Origin of the sequence: Treponema phagedenis (genome assembly GCF_008153345.1) — a bacterium.
Taxonomy (GTDB): Bacteria; Spirochaetota; Spirochaetia; order Treponematales; family Treponemataceae; genus Treponema; species Treponema phagedenis.
Map to the genome: position 1 here is coordinate 3214075 of NZ_CP042818.1, position 22342 is coordinate 3236416.

A 22342-nucleotide genomic window follows, 5' to 3' on the forward strand; every position below is an offset into this window, starting at 1 on the left:
TTATTCTACTGTCTTTTTTAGTAGCAGGGCTAAAAACGGTGAGTGTTGAGTATACTATCTATTTTCATAATAAACGTATTATTCCTTGAAAAGAATTTTAATAAGTGTCGGTGAAAATGGAAAAAGAGTGCAAGGATTTTCCTTGTACTCTTTTTTTGGGGCTATTTAGTTTTCTTTAATCTTGACCTCAGCTGTTGTTACCGTAAAGCGTTTTTTTAGCTGAGCTTTTGTTGTGCCTTTCTCAATCTTTTCTGAAGGTCTTTCATCTTTTATAACCGGATACTTTTTATCGTCCTTCTTTATATTCTTCAACATCTCTGCATTAACGAATACTAATTTTGCTGCAATCTTAACGCTAGATATGTCTTTATCTTTTGCCTCCGCGACCAACCCGTCCAAAAACTTATATAAGCGTTTTTTTGTTCTTTGTTGGAAAAAGGACTGGAAATGTCAATATCAGTTCAGTATTTTTATCCCCTAAATGTATGTTCAAGCCACTCCATTCTTTTTCTTTGTGACTTTCAGCCGATACAATGTCGGCGGTAAGCCATCCTCATTAACCGTACTGATTCTTTTCCGGTTGTAATAGACCATGGTGTATTGCCATACAAGCGTTTTCACTTGTTTCCGCATCATCTTTGTTGTATCTATTCTATATAAAAGTTCTTTCTTTAGTGTTGCAAAAAAACTTTCCATGCGCGCATTGTCATAACATTTTCCAACATCACTCATGCTTTGGATAGCTTTGAATTTTCCAAGCGTTTGTTTATACGCTATGCTTGTAAATTGGCTTCCGGCATCACTGTGAACTATGACTCCGGCTCCAGGCTGCCTCATTTCAAACGCTTCGGTTAGTGCTCGTATGCACAACTCTTTTTTCATATTACTATCCATCGCAAGCGAGACAATCTCTCCGCCGCAGGCATCGAACATCGGACAGATGTATAATTTTCCGTCAGCGCAGGGAACTTCTGTTATGTCCGTGAAGTAGAGTGTATCCGGTTCTGATGCATAAAAGTTTCGCTTTACTAAATTTTCAGGTCGTTGCGCTTTTTTATCCGCTTTGGTAAGTCCGTCAGGACTTCTGCGGCTTTCATGCAGGAGATTTCCCTTTTTCATGGCATTTCGTACCGTCGCATACGACTTGGGATTGCCTCGCTGTTTAAGAGCGCTCACCATTCGCACAACGCCATAATTATCATTGTAATAATCTTCCTCGATAATCTTATGTATTTCGGCCAGAAGAAGCTGCCAGCGTTTCGGTTTATTACGATTTTGTTTCCATTTGTAATAGCCTCTTTCGCTGACGCCTAACGCTTTGCATATCGACAAAACCGGATGGCTTTTTTTGCCGTCGGCATTTTCACACGTGTAAAAAATATATGCAAAGATAGTGCTTTTTTTCACTTCTTCCAGCCCTTCACGAAAAAAGCGAGTGCGCCTTGCAAGATTTCGTTGGCTTCTTTGAGCTCTTTGATTTCGCGCTGGAGCTGTCTCTCTCGCTCATCCAAAACGATAGCTTTTGCCGTTGCAGCTCCGTCGCTTGCTTTATAGCGATTTTTCGTTTTTCGCCAATCGGTCAGCGTCCCGTATGAAATACCGAGATTCTTCACCGCTTCTTTTGTGCCGATTTCATCTGACAGTTGTAATGCCTGCTGTTTAAATTCTTGACTATAACGTCGCATAGTATCCTCCTACTATTCCCTATTATATACCTTAGGGGCTTTTTTGACTGTACGTTTATTATATCCTTCCAAAATAGCGCGTAGCCTAAACTTACTTCCATTCCCCCATCGTCCCGCCCCGCCTTTTTTAAGGCGTGGCGGAACTCGGGACGGGAAGGGATAATTGGAATAAGGCCCCCTGAAAATGGGAGCTTTGCAAAAAAACTAAATTAATTTTCCATAGGAGGAAAAAATGAAATTTATTAATTATGAAGACGTTAAAAAATTAACACGTCAGGACCTTATTAAAGAAATTAAAGCCAAAGCAAATAAGATTTCCGAAATAAAGCTTGGAGATTTTTTATTCACCGACGACGGCTCGTTTGCGCCCACACACGGCGTATACCTCTTTTTGAATGAGAACAAAGAAGTACTCTACGTCGGAAAAAATTCGGCACGGAGTTATATTGAAAGAATCCCCGCACATTTCGATGTAAGGTTCGCCGCATGGATGAATAGTTTTTTTATGGATTATATTAAAGCCAAGAATATAAACATTACGCCCAATCTCATACGCAATATGTATAACAGTAGCGAAGTACAAAATCAAATAAAAAAGATGTAATGCATATCCATAATAACTACTATATTAGTTTTATTTACATGCCGGGCTTCAGTTTGTTTCAAAAAGACTATAAAGATAAAAGGTCACAAGCCATTCAGGGCAAAATAAATCGCTTGGAGCAATTTTTTCTCGCAGAATACATACAGCCGAAATTAAACGGTAGAAGGAGCGATAAGAGAGGGACATATAATAAAAAGCTGGATCAAATCATCGTAAAAAAAGCCGAAAAGGAAAAACGAAAGATAGGGCTCGACGATATTACACTTGACGATTTTGAAAAATATAAGCCGTAACACCTATACAAAGGAATCTTGACGACCTCACTCTTGCGGAATTTGAATAACTACACCTTTGACGAACTTTTTGAAAAGGCAAAGCTGTAAACCCGCAAACTCAGCCCATTTCATGCTAAAAGCCATGCTTGCAAAAAGCATGGCTTCTCGTATTCCTCCGCCACCCAGATCCAAAAGCAGCCCCTTAATGCGAAGCATAAGCCAAAACCGCCCTGCGCCAGCAGCCACTGAAAACTTCTAAATACACATCCACTATTGCCTGAGCCCCACAACTGAAAACCTCCTTACTCCATAGCGGACGCTGTTAACTATTGGTTTCACCGCACGGGTTCTTAGGGCAGCGCCCTAAGCAGCGTTGAAGAGGAGGAGAAACTTGCTCTGAACAAGTGTCTCCTCCTCTCTCTGGTGCAGGGGTTAAGGGGACGCAAAGTCCCCTTAATGCAACGCATAAGCGAAAAACGCCCTGCGCCAGCAGCAACTAAAACCCGAGGTCTAAGGGGCAGCAGCCCCTTAATGCAACGCATAATACATCAAAAAAACTCTTTTAGAGTGATAGAAAACTGATTTTTGTTTACTGTAAAAAAGCCTTCTTTTTGCATTTTGCTTATTTCATTTGATAGGGCGCTGCGGTCTACTTGCAGGTAATCGGCAAGCTCTTGTCTGTTAAAAGGAATGGTAAATTCCCACGAGCTATTCTGCGCCGCCTGATGTGATAAATATGAAAGCAAGCGGCCGCGAATTGATTTTGATGATACATAAAACATTCGATGCGATAAATGCAAGTTTTTTTGTGCTAAAAGTGAAACAAGATTGCGAATAACTTTTGTGTGATATGCGCAGGTTTGCGGACAAAGGGTGAGTAAGGGCTTTGTTTGTAAAAAAAGAATATCGGTATCTTCGGTTGCGACAACATCTACCATCAAAGTTTCTTTTTCGCTGCATGCGTAGGTTTCGGCAAAAACCTTTCCGATTCCGAGCTTATCCAAAACGGTTTTGTTTCCCCAAACATCATTATTTTCTATTATTACACTGCCCGATAAAACAATACCTAAGGCGCTAACCTGTTCGCCTGCACGGTACACAGTTTCTTCTTTGGTAAAATGCTTTTGCTTTCCGCCAAGACAAAGCAGCACGTTTTTTATTTCTTCAGGCGTTATGCCCCGAAACAAAATAGTATTTGATAACATAAAAAAATCCATAATTCGCCCTTTCTTGTTGTTTAAACAACAGAATTGTTTTAATTATCATAGTATATTTATCTCAGAGTATCAAGGGTAAGGATGATTTTTTTGTATAAAACACAGAAAAAACCATCATGCACATTTTCACGTAAAAAATTTTTTCTAGGAGAGTAGAGTATGGAAAACAAAATGTTTTGCTTTCAGTGTCAGGAAACAGCCGGCGGCAAAGGCTGTACCCTGTCGGGAGTATGCGGTAAAAAGCCGGATACTGCAGCCATGCAGGATTTGCTTATGTATGTAACCAAGGGGCTTTCCGTCGTAACAACGCAGCTGCGTGCGGAAAGAAAAACCGTAGCAGCGGATGTAAATCACACCGTAACGCAAAATCTTTTTATCACAATAACCAACGCCAACTTTGACAATGAGGCAATTATCACGCAGATTCAAAGTACGCTAAAATTAAAAGAGGCGCTGCTTTCTCAAATTGAGAAAAAAGAATCGCTTCCTGAAGCCGCTTTGTGGAATGAAGATGTAAGTGCCTTTGCCAAGAAAGCGGTGGACGTCGGCGTGCTTCACACAAAGAACGAAGACATCCGAAGTTTGCGCGAGCTTATTACTTACGGGCTAAAAGGCTTGTCGGCGTACTCAAAACACGCAAACGCCTTGCTGCACGACAACGATGAGGTAGATGCCTTTATTCAACAGGCTCTTACAAAAACCTTAGACGATAGTCTAACGGTAGAAGATTTGGTCGCCCTCACTTTAGAGACGGGCAAGTATGGTGTGGAAGGCATGGCGTTACTCGACAAAGCAAACACATCAACGTACGGCAACCCCGAAATGACAAAAGTAAATATCGGCGTAGGAAAGAATCCCGGAATTCTTATTTCGGGGCATGACTTGCGTGATATGGAAATGCTTTTAAAACAAACTGAAGGAACGGGTGTCGATGTGTATACGCATTCTGAAATGTTGCCCGCACATTACTACCCCGCGTTTAAAAAATATTCCCACTTTGTCGGCAATTACGGAAACGCATGGTGGAAGCAAAAGGAAGAGTTTGAAAGTTTTAACGGCCCGATTTTAATGACCACAAACTGTATTGTCCCGCCGAAAGAAAGTTACAAAGACCGTTTGTATACAACCGGCGCGGCGGGATATCCGGGGTGTAAACATATTGCCGGCGATATCGGCGAAGAAAAAGATTTCTCTCCGCTTATTGAACAGTCAAAGCGCTGCTCTCCTCCGACAGAAATTGAAAGCGGAGAAATTATCGGCGGCTTTGCGCATCACCAAGTTTTTGCATTGGCAGACAAAATAGTTGATGCGGTAAAGTCCGGCGCAATAAAAAAATTCATTGTTATGGGCGGCTGCGACGGACGCGCTAAGGCAAGAAATTATTACACCGAATTTGCGAAGGCTCTGCCGAAAGACACTGTTATACTGACAGCAGGCTGCGCAAAATACAAATACAACAAACTGGATTTAGGCGACATCGGCGGCATCCCCAGAGTTTTAGATGCGGGGCAGTGCAACGATTCATACTCTTTGGCAATAATTGCGCTCAAGCTTAAAGAAGTATTCGGCTTGGACGATATAAACAAACTTCCGATTATCTACAACATTGCATGGTATGAGCAAAAGGCGGTAATCGTCTTACTGGCTCTCTTGTATTTGGGCGTAAAAAACATTCATCTCGGCCCGACACTTCCGGCATTTTTAAGTCCGAACGTTGCAAAAGTATTGGTAGAAAATTTCGGCATTGCCGGCATCGGCACCGTCGAAGATGACATGCAATTGTTTTTTGGAAACGATGAGGCAAAGCCTGCAATCAGCGCCGACATGCTAATCGGTTCCATTGTTCGAAAATTTCCCGAAGCTGTTCCCGTCTTAATAGCACAGGGAATGCATTGCCTTGGCTGCCCTTCCGCACAAACCGAAACTTTGGCAAACGCCTGTTTAGTTCACGGATTGGAAAGCGAATCTGTTGTAAAAGCTTTAAACAAAAGCTTGCATTAAGCTCTGCGGTGTAAACGGCAGCATGAATTTACGATAAAAATTTGAAGAGGAATAATATGGATAGTATTGAACTGATGATAAAAGAGCATGAAAATATTTTAAAATTTATTTCGGTTATACGCAAAGCGTGCTGCCGAATATTGGAAGGAGCCCCGGTGCCGGTAGAAGATTTTACCGCAATGATCAGCTTTGCCCGCACGTATGCGGATACTCATCATCACGGAAAAGAAGAAGAGATTTTGTTTCACAATATGATTGAACATATCGGACAGCCCGCCACCGGTCTTATTCAACATGGAATGCTTGTCGAGCATGACATGGGGCGATTTTTTATATCAAGATTGGAAGAGGCTTTAACCCGTTATGCTGCGGATCCAAACACGGAAAACAAACTTGATATTATTATGTACAGCGCGGGATGGGCAGACCTGCTTACTCGCCATATTGAAAAAGAAAATAAAGTTGCCTATGTCTTTGCACGGCGCGAATTGCCGCCAGAAGTTTTGCACAACATCGACAAAAAAGTACAGGTTTTTGAACAAGAAGCAGCACACAGAAATGTACAAGAAAAAAGTTTGCAGTTGCTAAAAGATTTGACAGCTAAGTACTGCTAAGTATTTAACGATAAATCTTGAGGGGGAAAATCCCCCTGCCTCCATAAAAGTTCGCTGCTGCTGTTTATTTCAAGCAAGGCTTTTCGCTCATCCGCTCAAAGCTTGCATTTGCGTAACACGAGCAGCGAACTTGTTATTCCGGCACCCCCTTGCCCCGATGTTTTTAACCGATGCTGCGTATATCCACAATAATACAAAACAACTACAACTTTGTTTTGTTTTTATCTTTACAGCGCCGCAACGCAATACCAAAACATGCCGATGATTTTCCATCGTGATTCTTCTGTACAGTATACGGAACGTCGGCTTTCTCTAAAGTTCAAACCGCTAAATTCTTCGCCGCAACATACATGCGTTGTAAAATTCCGTATACGCATGCCGTTTTCTGCAATAACCATATTGCGGATTTTCTTATGACCTCCAAAACTATTTTCATATAGTGTAGCGTTTTGTAATTAACTTCCTGTTATACAAATCGGAGTATCAACAATAAGGGACTGCGGATTCAAGCATTCCTATGGTAAATTGCTCACCGTTGTCAAAATTAGAACGGGCACGGACGCCCGTGGTTCCACGCAGCAGCGACGTTTTAAAAGCACAACCGCTTTCCAGTGCTTTTAAAACTCGCAGGCATAATTTTGCCACGGACGGCAAAATTATGCCGTTGTGTTGAGCTCTTTTTATAAAACTTTTTACGTTTTTGCTAAGATGTATTAAAAAAATTTAATCGACTTATTAAAAAAACGTTACACTATTTTCATATAGTTTATATCGCCATAATGCTATTCAGAGAAAATCGTTTCGATCCGCAGCGTTTAAAAAAATGCAGCGCATCGCGCAAAGAACACACTCAAAATAAAAATACTTTTAGGGTATACCTTTGATATTGTTTTCATGATATACTTTTATCAGTTACATAGTATAAGGAGATTTTTATGAGTAGGACTATCATTCCTTTATGGAATAACTGGCTTTTTAAAAAAGATTTTAATAATTCCGATATACGCAAAGATATCGCAACCGATGATTTTACACCGGTCGGTATCCCTCACATGGTGCAGGAAATTCCTTATAATTATTTTGATGAGCGAAATTATCAATGTATTTCTTGTTATCGCAGGGAATTCGCTGTTGATGAATCAATGCGCGGAAGTCGGGTGTTTATTGATTTTGAAGGAGTTATGGCTGCCGCTACCGTATATATAAATGAAAAAAAAGTCGGAACGCATAAGGGCGGCTATACACCGTTTAGCTTTGACATAACCGATTATGTACTATATTCTAAAAGCGGCGCAGCAGATAACCTGCTTGTTGTTGAGGTTGATTCCACCGAACGCGCCGATATTCCGCCATTTGGATTTGCAATCGATTATTTAACCTACGGCGGAATTTATCGGGAGGTTTGTTTACGATTTGTACCCGAAGTGTATATCAAAGATGTGTTTTTTCAGCCGCTTGACAGTGATAAACTTGAAAAAAAACTATTAGCAAATATTGAGTTTGAAAATACAGGAGCGGAGAATAAGGATATTACGTATTCTCTTGTACTGAAAGATATGCAGGATACGATTATCGCAGCAGTAACCAATTCATGTATTGCCGCAGCGGGAACTTCTTTCCAACGGGCAGTACTCACCGATTTACAAGATATTCAAGTTTGGGACATTGAAAATCCCCAATTGTACAGGGCTGAGCTTTGTATTGTTTCGGATACAAGCCGTGATGAAGATATTATTTCCGCTACTGTGGGCTTTAGAACTGCAGAATTTACGCCCGAAGGTTTTTTTCTGAATGGAAAACAAATTAAAATTCGCGGTTTAAATAGACACCAGGCATATCCCTATGTCGGATATGCAATGCCGAAGCGTGCGCAACAAGATGATGCTGACATTTTAAAGCACGAGCTGGGCATAAATCTTGTGCGCACGTCTCATTATCCGCAATCAAAGCATTTTTTGAACCGCTGCGATGAAATCGGGTTGCTTGTATTTGAAGAAATTCCCGGCTGGCAGCATATCGGCGATGAGGCTTGGCAGGATGTCGCTTGCAAAAATGTGGAAGAAATGATCTTACGAGACCGCAATCATGCATCAATTGTATTGTGGGGAGTACGCATCAATGAATCGCCGGATTCTCATAATTTTTATTTGCGCACAAATGAGATTGCCCGCCGTCTTGACCCTACGCGGCAAACCGCAGGCGTGCGTTGCCATGCAAACAGCGATTTTCTTGAAGATGTCTATACAATGAATGATTTTATATGTGGTTCAGTGCAGCCCGACACCTTGCGGGATAGAGCTCTCAGACCGCAGCGGGAGATTACCGGTCAGGCGGATTTAGTGCCGTATATGGTAACAGAATTTGCCGGACACATGTATCCGACAAAGCGGTTTGATCAAGAAGAACGATTGGTTGAGCATGCAACTAAGCACTTAATGGTACAAAACACCGCCGCATTAAATCCTCATATCTGCGGAGCAATCGGTTGGTGCGCCTTTGATTATAACACGCATTATAATTTCGGTTCAGGTGATAGAATTTGCTATCACGGTGTGATGGATATGTTCCGCATTCCGAAGTTTGCCGCTGCAGTATACGCAAGTCAGATGCCTCCTTCAAAAAAAGCAATACTTGAACCGCTTACCCGTTACACAATCGGAGAGCGCTCAATAGGCGGTATTGCGCCTTTGATGATTTGTACAAACTGCGATTCCGTACGCGTGGTAATAGGCGAGCAGGATTTAGGGTTATTCTATCCGTCAAAAGAACGCTTTGCCGGACTGGAGCATCCTCCTATTATTATTTCCCAAATAGAGGGAGTTTGGGGCGGCGGCTGGCTTGATGCAGCTTTTATCGGATACGTAAACGAAAAAGAAGTTGCGATAAAGCGATTTGCCTGTAACCCCACTGCGGTTGATCTTGCTGTACACAGCGACCACACAGAGCTCTCCGCGTATGAGCCCGATACTACCAGAATAACCGTAAAGCTTACAGACCGGTTTGGAAACGAGCTGAGCTTCAGCGATGCGATTATCAAGGTTCAACTTGAGGGTCCTGCCGAAATTATTGGACCAAAAGAATTTGCGCTTATCGGCGGAGTTCGAGCATTTTGGATTAAAACAAAATTCGAAAGTGGCACGGTTACGGTAAATGTCGCGAGCGAAGGCTTCAAAACCAAGCAAATAACCATTCAAGTTACATAAAAATTTGTTTGAAAAATAATATCGGGTGTCTCGTAAAAACTAATCGAGTTTTTAAAGATGCCCGTTTCTTTGTCTTTATTAATTAATGCCGGATCAAAATTTTAAAGCATTTCAATTGCATAAAGGCAAATAAACTGTTTTATAGTAAAATCTAAAAAAGGAAGTTTTTATGTCTGTTATAAAATTTAGCATAAAAAATAAAAAGCTTTGTATTTCAATGGATACCGGTATGAGCTCCCGCTCTTTTGCGCAATCAAGGCAAAAAGACTGCTTTTCCGAAAAAGGATTTATTCTGCGCGATGCACGGGTGATTCCTTTTCAATTTGAAAAAACCGAGCTCGGTATCCGAAATGGTAAAGAAAGCGTTTTTTTAACGGCCGAGCTTTCTCTTCCGGAGCTTGAATATGAAGAGTCGGTAAATGTCCAAACGCTTTATGCAAACATTTTACAGCATTTATATGAAAAAAACACTGATAATCTGATTTCCAAAAGCGATATACAGGCTGTCCAAAATGTTTTAGAAATTTTCTCCCGCATTCTTTTTGCAAAAGAGGAAATTTCTGAATTGTTTTTGACAGAGCTTGCGGCGGCAGGTACGCAAAGTATTGCTTTTCTTAAAGAAACAATTATTTTATTGCCGCCGATAACAACCAAAAACTGTCTTATGGCACAGCCGAAGGCTGAAAAGCTTGACTACTTATCCGCGGTGCACCCTTTTGCCGAAAAAGTATTGCTAAAAGAAAGCTTTGGGTTTTTGATTGCCGGCACGCTTTACTATCTTCTGTGCGGGAATTCCGCATACGGGAAAGGCATTAAAAATGAAAATACTCTTTCCGAAAATATGCTTGATTCTTTTTTTGACCCGCCGAATACCCTTATACAAAATATTTCGCAAAATGATTCCGATCTTCTTTCATTTTTTTTAAAAGTGAAAAAAAATAAAAAAGAGAAAGAAAATCTTGTCGCCTTTTTTGGTAGGCTTTTTTCTTTGCCGGAACGCCTTGAAAAAAATCAGGAAAACTTGCTGCAGGATCGCGAAGCCTTTTATCTGCAAAGAGAAAGAATTCTGCAACAACAGCAAAAGAGTATTCAAAAAAAGCGATTTTTAAGAAAGCACAGAACAAAACTGACTGTCGGATTTTTTGCTTTTTTGACTTTGTCGCTTATATTTGCAAGTATTATATACAAACAAAACTCTGCCCCGGATACAAAAGGATTGACATCCTTGCAAGTTGTTGAAGGTTTTTACACAGCTGTTGCGGAACTTAATCAGGAAATTTCTTCCGCATATGCAACTCGAAACGGAGGCGGAAAGTACGAATCATTAATGATGAATCTCTATGTGATAAAAAAAACACGCGAAGGCTATGAACAGCGAAAAATATATTTTACACCGCAAGAGCTTGCGGTGTTGTGCGATAAGATAAAAGAAAAGCAGCCAAGCGCTTCTTTTGAAGAATTTTGCCACGCTGTAAAAAAAATCATGCAACTTGGTTCAGTGTATGGTATTACTGATTTAAAAATAACAGTAAAAGAGGAGAATCCTTCGCAAACAGTGTTTGATGTTTTGTTTTTTTATTGGCTGCCGACTCCGTCGGATGCTCAAAGCAAACTTTCAGCGGAAGATCCTTTTTCTCCGAAGCTGGAAGAATTCGGCTTTCCGGTGCAGGTATATCACAAGCATGATACAGTATGTCTTCAACTATATAAGGATCGTTGGCTTATTTCTTCTATAGATTCACAAGAGCGGCTTGTAGCTGAAGACGGAAAAAATATCCTCAAAGCATTTTTCAAAGAATCTGAAAAAGCTGATTATTTACCGTAATCGTTTATGCTAATCGATAGAAATTTTTTAAGTTATTATCGAACAGTAGCCGCTCTTTTCTTGGGCGGCTCCGTCTCGGTTTCTTCTTTTTCCTCTACTTGTGCAGTTTGCTTTGTATTTTTAGCTGCCATACGCATTTTATGAATTCGTCTGTTTATCTTTGAATGCGTTTTTCTATAATACACAACATAAAAAACTAAATTTAAATAAAGAATAATTATTACAGTAACAAATAGTACTTCAGGAGAAAAAAGAACATTTTTTAGTATTTGAAATAAGCTTGGCGTACCCATATCTCTATTATCGGCATAAAAACCAAAATTTATTAGTTTTTCTGTTTCACTGTAAAGAAAGGGTACGCTTTAATTCTAATGGAGCGTTTTGTACTTAACTTTCCTGGTATAAAAATCGGAGCATCAACAATGAAGGACTGCGGATTTAAGTATTCCTATGGTAAATTGCCCACCGTTGGCGAACCAACAGTAGAAATTCTAAGGGTTCGCCCTTGCGCCGTGTCGAACTCTTTTATAAAATTTTGTATTAGATGAATTAAAAGTTAATCGAGATATCAAAAAACGTTATACTAATGAAAATCACCCCATGTTTTGCCGGATTCAATGTTGACGCGCAATGGCACCAATAGTTTTACCACCGATTCCATTTCCTGCCGAAGGAGGGTTTTAACGGTTTCGGTTTCCTTTTCCGGAGCTTCGCAAATAAGTTCATCATGCACTTGCAATAAGAGCTTTGCCTGCAATTTATGAGCTTGCAAAGCGTTTTGCACTTTCAGCATTGCTGTTTTTACAATGTCGGCGGCAGAGCCTTGAATCGGTGTGTTTATTGCAACCCGCTCGGCGCCTGCCTGTTCCAGTTTATTCGCACTGTTAATTGCGTAAATATAACGCCTGCGCCCCATCAGGGTTTCAACATATCCTTTGCGGCGGGCGCTTTCTTTAAGCTCTTCCATAAAAATATGTACACCGGAATAAGTTTTAAAATAGGTTTCGATAAAATCCGCCGCCTGCCTGCGTGGAATACGCAGCGCATTACTAAGCCTGAACGCACTCATGCCGTACATAACGCCGAAGTTAATTGTTTTTGCGATACGCCGCATGTCGGGAAGCACCTCGCCGATCGGCACGCCGAAGATGAGCCCCGCTGTTGCCGCATGCACATCGGTTCCTTCCTGAAATGCCTGCACAAGGTTTTTATCTTGTGAAAGATGGGCAAGAATTACCAGCTCTATCTGCGCATAATCTGCGGAAATCAGATTTTTGCCTTTTTCCGCCTGAAAAGCTTTTCGTATTCTTCTGCCCGCCTCATCCCGTATCGGAATGTTTTGCAAATTCGGATCCCTGCTCGAAAGCCGCCCCGTTGCTGTTCCCGTTTGGATAAAACTTGTGTGCACTCTGCCGTTTTTATCGGCAAGAGCCGGAAGCGCATCGGTATAGGTTGACTTTAGCTTGGTCAAAGCCCGGTACTCAAGTATTTTTGCAGGAATAACATGCTCGGATGCAAGCACTTCCAAAACCGAGGTGTCGGTAGAATAACCGGTTTTTGTTTTTTTGCCGGTGGGTAGTTTCAGTTCGGTGAACAATACTTCCTGCAACTGTTTAGGCGAGGCGATATTAAATTCATGCCCGACTATGTCGAAAATCTCCCGCTCATGCACAATAATTTCCTTCCCCAACTCTTCGGAAAATTCCGCAAGCTCTTCTTTTTTTAAAAAGATTCCGGCAATTTCCATTTCCGCAAGGAGCGGCAGCAAAGGCATTTCCAGCGTTTGGAATAAATCAAATAATCCATACTCTTTTAATTTTGGAAGCAGAAATTCATAAAACTGTAGCGTTATATCCGCATCTTCGGCAGCATAGGCAACCGCTTGTTCATACGGCACATCGGAAAAAATCTTTCCTTTCGGCACAACGTCTTTGTATGCAATTGTTTGAAGCTTTAATAACGATGAGGCAAGGCTGTCCAAACTGAATGAGGTTCTGTCCGGATCTAAAAGCCACGCCGCAATCATTGTATCAAAAATAGCGCAGGGCGTTTTTTCAAATACGCCGGCAGTTCTCATTGCCTGATAATCGAATTTTCCGTTGTGCATAATTATCGTAAGATTTTTTTGCTGCCACAATCGCGCAAGTTCCGAAACGGCTTTTTCAAGCGGCATCGGCTGCGGCGCCTGCGACTGCAGCTCGGCCGGCAGAAGTTTTACCGGAATATAAAATGCTTCCTCCGCTTTAAGCGCAAGAGAAAAACCCGCAAGCTCTGCCTCAAGCGGATTAAGGCCGGTTGTTTCACAGTCAAAAGCGGCAAACCCCTGCGCAATCGCCGCATCAATCAACTTCCGCAATTCTTCGGGTTCCGTTATTCCGCGATAATTTCCCGCATTCTTTTTAAAACCGCCGCTTGCCGAAGCAATCTCCTGCAACGGAGAAGTGGTTATAGGATTTGCTCCGGCAGAATTGGCGCCCTGTTTTTTCTCTTTTTTAGGATCCGCCGATCGAACCAAAAAAGCTTCGTCGGTTTTTACAAAATCCGCATTGGGCGCATACTGCCGCGCCAAACTGGGCAACTCTTCACGCAAAAATATTTTTGCCGCTGCCGCATAGTCCAAGACGGGACAGGCAAAATCGCTTAACACGCATTTTTCAAGCGCACTGTCTTCCAAAGCGATCAACTTTTTTGAAAAATACGCATTCTCCTTTCCTTCGATAATTTTTTTCTGCATTGCTCCTTTTAAGGAATTGGTGTGCGCATAAATCCCGTCAAGAGAGCCGTACTCATCTAAAAGTTTTGCCGCCGTTTTCGGCCCGATACTTTTTACCCCCGGCACATTATCCGCGGTATCCCCAATGAGTGAAAGAAAATCAAGCATTTGATTCGGCGGCACCCCCCATTGCTCTTTTACATCATCGGCATTAAACGCAATCCATGCATCAGCTTTATTCGGTTTGAGCATTGTTATTTTATCATCAATTAACTGCATGAGGTCTTTATCGGACGAAATAATAACCGCCTTTTTATTGTCCGCAGAAGCGCACTTGGCAATACTCGCAATCACATCATCGGCTTCAAAACCGTCCTTCCGCACAAGCGTGATCCCGAGCGCAGTCAGTATTTCTTCGATAATCGGAATCTGCGCATGCAAATCTTCGGGCGTTTTATCCCGCGTTGCCTTATACTCGGAATACATCTCATGCCGAAAAGTCGGCACCCGCGAATCCATTGCAACCGCAAAAAACTGCGGTTCATAATCTCGCAAAATCGTATACAAACTTTTAAAAAAACCGAACACCGCGGAAATATTTTTGCCCGTGCTATTCGTCAGCGGCTTCCCCACAAAAGCAAAATACGAGCGATAAATCAACCCATAAGCATCCAGAATAAATACAACATCATCTTTCATACAGCCAACTATACACCAAAAGAACAATGTTTTACAGAGGGCGTGCCCCTCCGCTTACGCTGCGGGTCGGCGTACTACGGGCTCCGCTATCGCTGCGGCTCTTTTTGCGCTATTTTGGCGCGCAAAAAGGATCCGGCGGGCAGGTTTTGAAAAACCTGTCCGCCGCCCTCCGTCCGCCTCACGCAAGATGCTTCGCATTAAGGGCTTGGGCAGCCCTTAAACCTGCCTGATGGTAGCTGTACTATAGAAGAAAAGTGAGTTTTATCGCAGCGTTTATGCCAAGTTAAAGAAAAGAGTAAAAAAAAGGCAAATACTTTGAAAAAAGTATTTGCCTTTTGGGCCCAGCTGGACTTGAACCGGCGACCCGCGGATTATGAGTCCGCTGCTCTAACCAACTGAGCTATAGGCCCATAAAGAGTTTGCAGTATAATAAAAAAATTACTTTTAGTCAATAATATCGGTTGGTTTTTGTCAGGGCTTACGCATGAACAAAGAGCTGCCGCCCCTTAACCTCGCGTTTGAGTGCAATTCCATAAGTGCTAATTCCAAAGGATGTTTTAAATACCGCCTTGATTTCTATGATTATAAATAGAGAGCGAAAGAATGGTTTAGAATGTAATAAATAATACGGGCAAGGATATTGTTCTGCCGGTTTCTTTTTTATATTTATATTTTTTTGTGGTAAAAACAAGAAAGACAGTATATACTATAATTACAATGAAAATATATTCAGGTGATTCTATTTTGATACAGGCAACAATGAAATATGTTTCATAAAGCAAAAGATAAAGCAATATTGAAATTTTTTTTGGATACGCTCAGCCTAACTTCGTTCTTTTGCTTTAAATAAAAACTCTTGCATGGAGGTTGTATATGTCAAAGGTTTTATCAATCATTCTTGGCGGCGGGAAGGGAACGCGCTTATATCCTCTCACTAAGGAGCGCTCAAAGCCTGCAGTCCCGTTTGGCGGAAAGCATCGAATTGTCGATATTCCTATTTCAAATTGTATTAACTCGGGATTTAGGAATATTTATTTGCTTACGCAATTTAATTCCGCTTCTTTGCATTTACATATTGCAAAAGCGTATATTTTTGATTCTTTTTCTAACGGGTTTGTTGAGATTCTTGCAGCGGAGCAAACTTTTGATCACTCTGGTTGGTATGAAGGAACGGCAGATGCGGTTCGTAAAAATTTTACTCACTTTAAAACCCAAAAACCGAGTCATTATTTAATTCTTTCAGGCGACCAATTATATAGAATGAATCTTAAAGATTTTTTGCAAAAGCATGAAGAAAGCGGGTCGGACATTGCGATTGCTTGTACACCGGTAAACAGATCGGATGCTTCAGGATTCGGTATTATGCAAATCGATAAAAACTCTCGCATTACCTCTTTTATGGAAAAACCGGGGGCGACAAAAAATATTGATGAATGGAAAATCCCCGAAAACTCAAAACTCGGTTCTTTCGGCGAAAAAGAATATCTTGCCTCAATGGGAATTTATATTTTTAATACGGAAGCAATGGAAGGAAGCCTTGCAAATAATATGACGGATTTTGGAAAAGAAATTATTCCAATGGCAATTCAAAAATATAAGGTTTCCGCATATGTGCATACCGGATATTGGGAAGACATCGGAACAATTCGCAGTTTTTATGAAGCTACGTTGGACTTAACTGAAATTAAGCCTCAGTTTGATTTTTATGATGCAGTGATGCCTATTTACACTCACAATAGAAATCTTCCGCCTTCAAAAATAAATGCAGCAACGCTTGATAACGCAACATGTAGCGAGGGTTGTGTTATTACCAGCGCAACAATTAAGCATTCGGTAATAGGAATTCGTTCTATTATTGGGTCCGACTCCATTCTTGAAGGCGTTGTTTGCATGGGAGCGGATTACTACGAAACTGAAGCGGAAAAGGAAGAAAAACGAAAGAAGGGAACTCCCTGCATCGGAATAGGTTCTAATTGCCGTATCAAAAAAGCTATTATTGATAAAAATGCCTGCATCGGAAATAATGTTTCTATCGGAATGGGAGAAGTGCCGCCTGACGGAGATTACGATTATTACCACATTGTTGATAGAATTTATGTTATTACAAAAAATGCGATTATTCCGGATGGTACAATAATTTAAACAAAGGGCTTACACGGAACAAAAAGGACTCCTTTTTATATCAACCCTTGCGAAGGTTCTTTGCAAGGGTTGTTTTTTGATTTACTTGCCGTGCGTATCCTGATTTTTAATTTTCTGTTCAATTTTTTTTTAAATAATCCATCAAATAAGAGCAGGCGTGCTTGCAGTAAAGCAAGCGCTTTCTCGCTGCATGATTTTAAAACTCGCAGGTTTGGTTTTGCCACGGACGGCAAAAATCAGAACGGGCACGGACGCTCGTGGTTTAGTTTTTGCCACGGACGTTAAAACCGAGTTTAAGCATTCCTGTGGTAAGTTTGCTCACCGTTGCGCCGTGTCGGTCTCTTTTTTATAAAATCTTTTAAAAACGTATAAGAAGAATGCCTTTATTGCTATAGACACAGTAAAATTAATAAGATTATAATACGTACAATATAACATACTAAGGAGTACACGGTATGAATTTGACAAAAGAAGAGTTGCAGAATTCCGTTATCAGAAAGCTTAAGAGAAATTTCAGTAAGGACATTTCTCAGGCAAGTCAACGGGAACTGTACGATGCTCTTGCAAGTACTATTGCCGAGCAGCTTCAAACAAATTGGATGGCAACGAGAAAGCTTCATGCAAAAGAAAAGATACGGCAAATGTATTATTTTTCCGCAGAATTTCTTATGGGTAGAGCGCTTTCAAATAACTTAATAAATAGTGGGTTAAAACAAATTGTTGTTGACCTTTTAAATGAGTTGCCTTTTGGCGAATACACTGATATTGAAGAAGAAGAGCCCGATGCGGGATTAGGTAACGGAGGGTTAGGGAGATTGGCGGCGTGTTTTTTGGACTCGCTTGCGACCCTTGACTATCCAGGACACGGATACGGTATTCGATATCGATACGGTATGTTTGAACAGCGTATTGAAAACGGCGAGCAGGTTGAGTATCCCGACAAATGGCTTGCGTTCCGCGACCCGTGGGAAGTGCGACATGCGGAACTTGCCGTTAAAGTATATTTCGGCGGTCAATCGGTGTGCCGACAGGGAGATGACGGCAGACTGTATTACTCCCTTGAGGGGGCTGAAGAAATTATTGCAACGCCCTATGATATGCCTATTGTCGGATATAATACAAAAACAATAAACACACTCCGACTTTGGGAGGCTTCTTCACGAGACGGTTTTGATCTACAACTTTTTAATAATATGGAGTATGCAGCTGCCGTGGCAAAAGAAAACGCAGCTGAAGATATCTCTCGTGTTTTGTACCCGAATGATTCAGGCCCTTCAGGAAAAACACTTCGCTTGAAGCAGCAATACTTTTTTTCTTCCGCGAGTTTACAGGATATATTGCGAAGTTTTGTGCATAAGCACGGAAATGATTTTAGTAAATTCCCTGAGTATACCGTTATTCAATTAAACGACACTCATCCTGTTGTAGCAATTCCCGAACTGATGCGGCTTTTAATAGATGAATATTATCTTGACTGGGATGTCGCGTGGGAAATTGTAACAAAAACTTTTGCATATACCAATCACACAATTCTTTCGGAAGCCTTGGAAAAATGGCCGATAGAAATATTTCAAACTTTATTGCCTCGAGTTTATCAGATTGTGGAAGAAATAAATCGACGCTTTTTAACTTTGCTGCGGGAAAAATATCAGGGTAATTGGCAAAAACAAAATGAAATGTCGATTATTGGCGGAGGTAAAATTCGCATGGCATGGCTTGCTATTGTCGGATCGTTTTCGGTAAACGGAGTTGCGGCATTGCATACGGAAATACTGAAAACAAAAGAGCTTGCGGATTGGTATAATCTTTATCCGGAAAAGTTTAATAATAAAACAAACGGAGTTACACAGCGACGATGGCTTTTATCCGCGAATCCTTCTTTAGCGGAATTTATCACCAAGCATATCGGAACAGATTGGATACTAAATCTTTCAGAGCTTAAAAAGCTGGAGCCGCTTGCTGATAATGAAGACGCATTAAAAGAGCTTATCGCAATTAAGCACAGTAATAAAAAACGTCTTGCGGATTATTTAAAAAAAACACAAAGCATTGTTATTTCTCCTGACTCAATCTTTGATGTGCAAATTAAACGTTTGCATGAATACAAGAGACAACTGCTGAATATTTTGTATGTTATGACGGAGTATAATAAAATCATTGAAAATCCGAATTATGAACCGTTTCCGAAAACTATTATCTTTGGAGCAAAAGCGGCATCCGGATATCGACGAGCAAAAATGATTATAAAACTGATTAACACAGTTGCCGACAGAGTTAATAATGACCACCGTGTAAAAGGAAGATTGCAGGTTGTTTTTGTAGAAAACTATCGGGTATCCGCTGCGGAAAAAATATTTCCTGCAGCCGATGTTTCGGAGCAAATTTCTACCGCGGGAAAAGAAGCTTCAGGTACCGGAAACATGAAGTTCATGATGAATGGAGCTATTACGCTCGGTACTATGGATGGCGCTAATATAGAAATTGTTGAAGAAGCGGGGGCGCATAATGCTTTTATATTCGGTTTAACTTCAGAACAAATTGCCGAAATCAATCAGAAAAACCATTATAGCCCGCACGAATACCTCAATAAAAATCCCGCATTGGCAAAGGCTGTCAATCAACTTATCGACGGAACTTACACCGCCCCGCATGAGAACACCTTTAGAGAATTGCACGATTCTTTGCTCTACGGAGTTGAAGGACAACGCCCCGACGTGTACTATGTTCTTGCCGATTTTGACTCTTACGCCAAAGCGCATAAGGATATTGAAGAAGTATACCGCGATCCGATAAAATGGGCGCGAATGTGTATGCTCAACATTGCTCGTTCGGGAAAATTCAGCTCGGATAGAACAATTGAAGATTACGTGCAGGATATTTGGAAGCTGAAAAAAATTCATATCGATTAAACATAAACGCTTCATAATAAAACAACAGGAGAGCTCGATGAGCTTTCCTGTTGCCCTATTTTTTCCATAAACATTAAAAAGCATTTTTTCTGAATTATTTCACTCTGATATAAAAGGGTAGAATTTTTATAATTCCACGATTGATTAGATTATGGGAAACATCCACGGTTGGCAGCGGCTCCGCGCAGCAGCGATGTTTTAAGAGCACAGTCGCTTTCAAGTGTTTTTAAAACTTGTAGGTTTGGTTTTGCTGCAGATGTCAAAACTCAGAACAGGCACGGACGCCCGTTGTTCCAAACAGAAACGATGTTTTAAAGCAAAGTAATTTGCAAAGCTTTAAAACTTGTGAGTTAGTTTTAGCCACGGACGGCGGTGGTTCCAAGCAGAAACGATGTTTTAAAAGCACAAACTTTTTCCAAGTGCTTTTAAAACTCGTGGTTTAGTTTTTGACACGGACGGCAAAAACTAAACCGTTGTGTCGAACTCCTTTTTATAAATAGAATTTTTCAAAGTCGTGGATTAGTTTTTTATAAAAGTTGTTTTGCAAGGTGATGTGATTTTTATGCGTTACCCGTATGTAAAAGTTTGTCCAATTCTGAGCGGGCATAGGCTTCGATTGTGCGGCATTTTTTGAGGGCGTCTTCCAAGGATGAGCCGCAAACAACAAGGCCGTGGTTTGCCATGAAGCATGCACTGTTTTCTTTTATTGCGCGTAAAATATTTTCGGCAAGTTTTTTTGTTCCGGATGCGGCGTAATCGGCGATGGCAACGTTTCCTTTTAAGATGCTTTTAATCTCCGGGGCTGTTACAATAAGCGGTTTGTGTGCCGCAATATATGCCCCGCAATGAAGCGGATGCGTGTGAATTATGCAGTTGATGTCCTTGTTTTTTTTAAGCAAATCGGCGTGAATTAATTTTTCAGATGTCGGCTTTAAACTTCCCTCGTGCTCCAAGCTTTCCAAATCTACCAAAACAATGTCGTAAGGGCTAAGACTGAAATAATCTATTCCCGAAGGCGTTACAAGCATTTGATGATTATTCAGGCGCACCGAAATATTCCCCCATGTTCCCTGCATTAAATTTTCGCGAACAAGCCGCTTTCCCATTTCCACAATTTTTGCGCGGAGTTCAAGCTCATCGGCGGCAATTTTGCGGGAATAATCGCGTTCGCTTAAATGACGGACATTCGTATTCATTTTTGAATATTTGGTGCGGTATCCGTGATTCATCCGTTTTGCATTAAACCAATGTAAGGCTTTTGCGCCGCCGAGATACTGTGCTTCAATAAAAACCTGTGCCGATTTTTCAAGTATGAGAGCGGCGGCGGCAGCTTGCGCCAGGTCTCGTCCGGCGGCAATTGCGCCGATACCGTCCGCGTTGTTTTTTATTATAAGCGCATGATTTTTTTTAAAGAGACGGAGTATGCGGTTCTGATCCTCAAGCTCAACAACCTCCGCATAAACGCCGACAATTTGCGCCATGTCATCTAAAACGGGCGGAATCCTTTTGTAACAACTTGCGGCAACTGCGCAAAATTTCGGAGAACATGCAATGACGGCGCTGATGTCGGCATGATGTGAAAATATTCGGAACACTGTGTTGTTTGTGCGTTGCAGCTGTTTTGAATTCAGTTTTTGTAAATCACTTGCAGTAACTTCTTGTTCAGAGGAATGAGGCGCAACAGTGATAAAAGCATTTTCAGCCGTTTTAATAAAAATCGATTGTAAATTGACAGCTATGTTTCCCGACTGCAAACCCCGAATGCTTTCATTAATTTCTTTTGCGCTTATTTCCTTCAATTTAAATTCCTCCGAAACGGCGAAGCTCCTAAAATGCAGCTGCGTGGCAGCTCTTCTTTAATGTACTTTGGGACGTAATTCCGTAAGTTATTTGCAATAGAAAAACTTTCAGAATTGCTCACCTGAGTACTTTTCTAAAACTTACTCGAGTTTTTAGAAATTGTCCAGCGTATCTGGAGTATCAACAATAATGACTTGCGGATTTAAGTATTCCTATGGTAAACTGCTCGCCCTTGCTCAATTCCAAACGATGTTTAAAAGCATCAACATTGTTTTGTAAAATTGAAGCTTTTAAACTCGCGGGTTTGGTTTTTGCCACGGACGTTAAAACCGTGTTTAAGCATTCCTGTGGTAAGTTTGCTCACCGTTGCGCCGTGTCGAACTCTTTTTTATAAAATTATCTTGATTTGTATAAAATGCATTAAGAAAAATAAATCGGGTTATCAAAAAAACGTTATAGTAGTAAGTAAAAAGCGGGGTTAAACGGCGGCAATCCCTAATTCTGTGTGCTCTCCATATATTACGGCAAGTTGAGCCTTATTGCTATTGGGAAAAGCAGTTCATAAAAAAAATTGAAATTCATAATGCTTAATTATATTTTTAAAACAACAGTTAAATTGTTGAAATAACAGTTGAAAAACTGGAAAAGCAATGAT

15 protein-coding genes, 1 tRNA gene and 1 pseudogene are annotated in these 22342 nt (G+C 41.0%); 7 read left to right on the forward strand and 10 right to left on the reverse strand.

Translation table 11 applies throughout. The annotated features are described in order from the left end of the window. Positions 1–165: 165 nt before the first annotated feature. The 3 genes and pseudogenes from FUT79_RS14160 to FUT79_RS14170 form a co-directional block, all read right to left on the reverse strand. A complete protein-coding gene (locus FUT79_RS14160; protein ID WP_002696500.1) occupies positions 166–399 on the reverse strand; it encodes a hypothetical protein in 234 nt (77 codons plus the stop codon). A gap of 90 nt (positions 400–489) precedes the next feature. Continuing rightward, positions 490–1425: pseudogene (locus FUT79_RS14165) on the reverse strand (IS3 family transposase); the annotation flags it as partial. Continuing rightward, positions 1404–1685: a transposase gene (locus FUT79_RS14170; RefSeq protein WP_044634501.1), complete on the reverse strand. Its 282-nt coding sequence runs from the start codon at positions 1683–1685 to the stop codon at positions 1404–1406. The pseudogene FUT79_RS14165 and the gene FUT79_RS14170, both read right to left, overlap by 22 nt. Before the next feature lie 232 nt (positions 1686–1917). On the opposite strand from FUT79_RS14170, the gene FUT79_RS14175 reads away from it, so the two are divergent. Then, the gene (locus FUT79_RS14175; RefSeq protein ID WP_024752720.1) at positions 1918–2289 is read left to right on the forward strand and encodes a GIY-YIG nuclease family protein; all 372 of its coding nucleotides are present in this window, start codon (positions 1918–1920) and stop codon (positions 2287–2289) included. Between the two features lie 320 nt (positions 2290–2609). On the opposite strand, the gene FUT79_RS15210 is transcribed toward FUT79_RS14175, so the two are convergent. Both FUT79_RS15210 and FUT79_RS14180 read right to left on the reverse strand, forming a co-directional pair. Further along, the gene (locus tag FUT79_RS15210; protein ID WP_156009279.1) at positions 2610–2780 is read right to left on the reverse strand and encodes a hypothetical protein; all 171 of its coding nucleotides are present in this window, start codon (positions 2778–2780) and stop codon (positions 2610–2612) included. A gap of 332 nt (positions 2781–3112) precedes the next feature. Further along, the gene (locus tag FUT79_RS14180; protein ID WP_044635060.1) at positions 3113–3781 is read right to left on the reverse strand and encodes a Crp/Fnr family transcriptional regulator; all 669 of its coding nucleotides are present in this window, start codon (positions 3779–3781) and stop codon (positions 3113–3115) included. Positions 3782–3940: 159 nt separating this feature from the next. Between FUT79_RS14180 and hcp the strand changes: the two genes are divergently transcribed. Next, the gene (hcp, locus tag FUT79_RS14185) at positions 3941–5782 is read left to right on the forward strand and encodes a hydroxylamine reductase (protein ID WP_148889763.1); all 1842 of its coding nucleotides are present in this window, start codon (positions 3941–3943) and stop codon (positions 5780–5782) included. A 56-nt stretch (positions 5783–5838) separates the two neighbouring features. Beyond that, on the forward strand, positions 5839–6396 hold the full coding sequence (locus FUT79_RS14190; protein ID WP_044635058.1) for a hemerythrin domain-containing protein: 558 nt from the start codon (positions 5839–5841) through the stop codon (positions 6394–6396). Between the two features lie 227 nt (positions 6397–6623). Here FUT79_RS14190 and FUT79_RS15215 read toward each other — a convergent pair whose 3' ends face one another. After that, positions 6624–6794: a hypothetical protein gene (locus FUT79_RS15215; protein WP_156009277.1), complete on the reverse strand. Its 171-nt coding sequence runs from the start codon at positions 6792–6794 to the stop codon at positions 6624–6626. Positions 6795–7331: 537 nt separating this feature from the next. On the opposite strand from FUT79_RS15215, the gene FUT79_RS14195 reads away from it, so the two are divergent. Next, positions 7332–9599: a glycoside hydrolase family 2 protein gene (locus tag FUT79_RS14195; RefSeq protein WP_148879313.1), complete on the forward strand. Its 2268-nt coding sequence runs from the start codon at positions 7332–7334 to the stop codon at positions 9597–9599. A 169-nt stretch (positions 9600–9768) separates the two neighbouring features. Next, positions 9769–11424, forward strand: coding sequence for a hypothetical protein (locus tag FUT79_RS14200; RefSeq protein ID WP_024752714.1), 1656 nt, complete (start codon positions 9769–9771; stop codon positions 11422–11424). A 35-nt stretch (positions 11425–11459) separates the two neighbouring features. On the opposite strand, the gene FUT79_RS14205 is transcribed toward FUT79_RS14200, so the two are convergent. The 3 genes from FUT79_RS14205 to FUT79_RS14215 all read right to left on the reverse strand — a co-directional run bounded on the left by FUT79_RS14205 (position 11460) and on the right by FUT79_RS14215 (position 15246). After that, entirely contained in the window at positions 11460–11717 is a 258-nt protein-coding gene (locus FUT79_RS14205; protein ID WP_002694975.1) for a hypothetical protein, read from the reverse strand. A 290-nt stretch (positions 11718–12007) separates the two neighbouring features. Further along, entirely contained in the window at positions 12008–14836 is a 2829-nt protein-coding gene (gene polA / locus FUT79_RS14210; protein WP_044635056.1) for a DNA polymerase I, read from the reverse strand. Positions 14837–15172: 336 nt separating this feature from the next. Next, positions 15173–15246 (reverse strand) — tRNA-Ile (locus FUT79_RS14215). Between the two features lie 463 nt (positions 15247–15709). On the opposite strand from FUT79_RS14215, the gene FUT79_RS14220 reads away from it, so the two are divergent. Together FUT79_RS14220 and FUT79_RS14225 are read left to right on the forward strand one after the other, a co-directional pair. Continuing rightward, the gene (locus FUT79_RS14220) at positions 15710–16978 is read left to right on the forward strand and encodes a glucose-1-phosphate adenylyltransferase (RefSeq protein ID WP_148889764.1); all 1269 of its coding nucleotides are present in this window, start codon (positions 15710–15712) and stop codon (positions 16976–16978) included. A 455-nt stretch (positions 16979–17433) separates the two neighbouring features. Next, positions 17434–19887 (forward strand): glycogen/starch/alpha-glucan phosphorylase, encoded by a 2454-nt coding sequence (locus FUT79_RS14225; RefSeq protein ID WP_044635054.1) that lies wholly within the window; start codon positions 17434–17436, stop codon positions 19885–19887. 560 nt (positions 19888–20447) lie between these two features. On the opposite strand, the gene FUT79_RS14230 is transcribed toward FUT79_RS14225, so the two are convergent. Continuing rightward, positions 20448–21686: a class II aldolase/adducin family protein gene (locus FUT79_RS14230; RefSeq protein ID WP_024752710.1), complete on the reverse strand. Its 1239-nt coding sequence runs from the start codon at positions 21684–21686 to the stop codon at positions 20448–20450. Between the last annotated feature and the right edge of the window lie 656 nt (positions 21687–22342).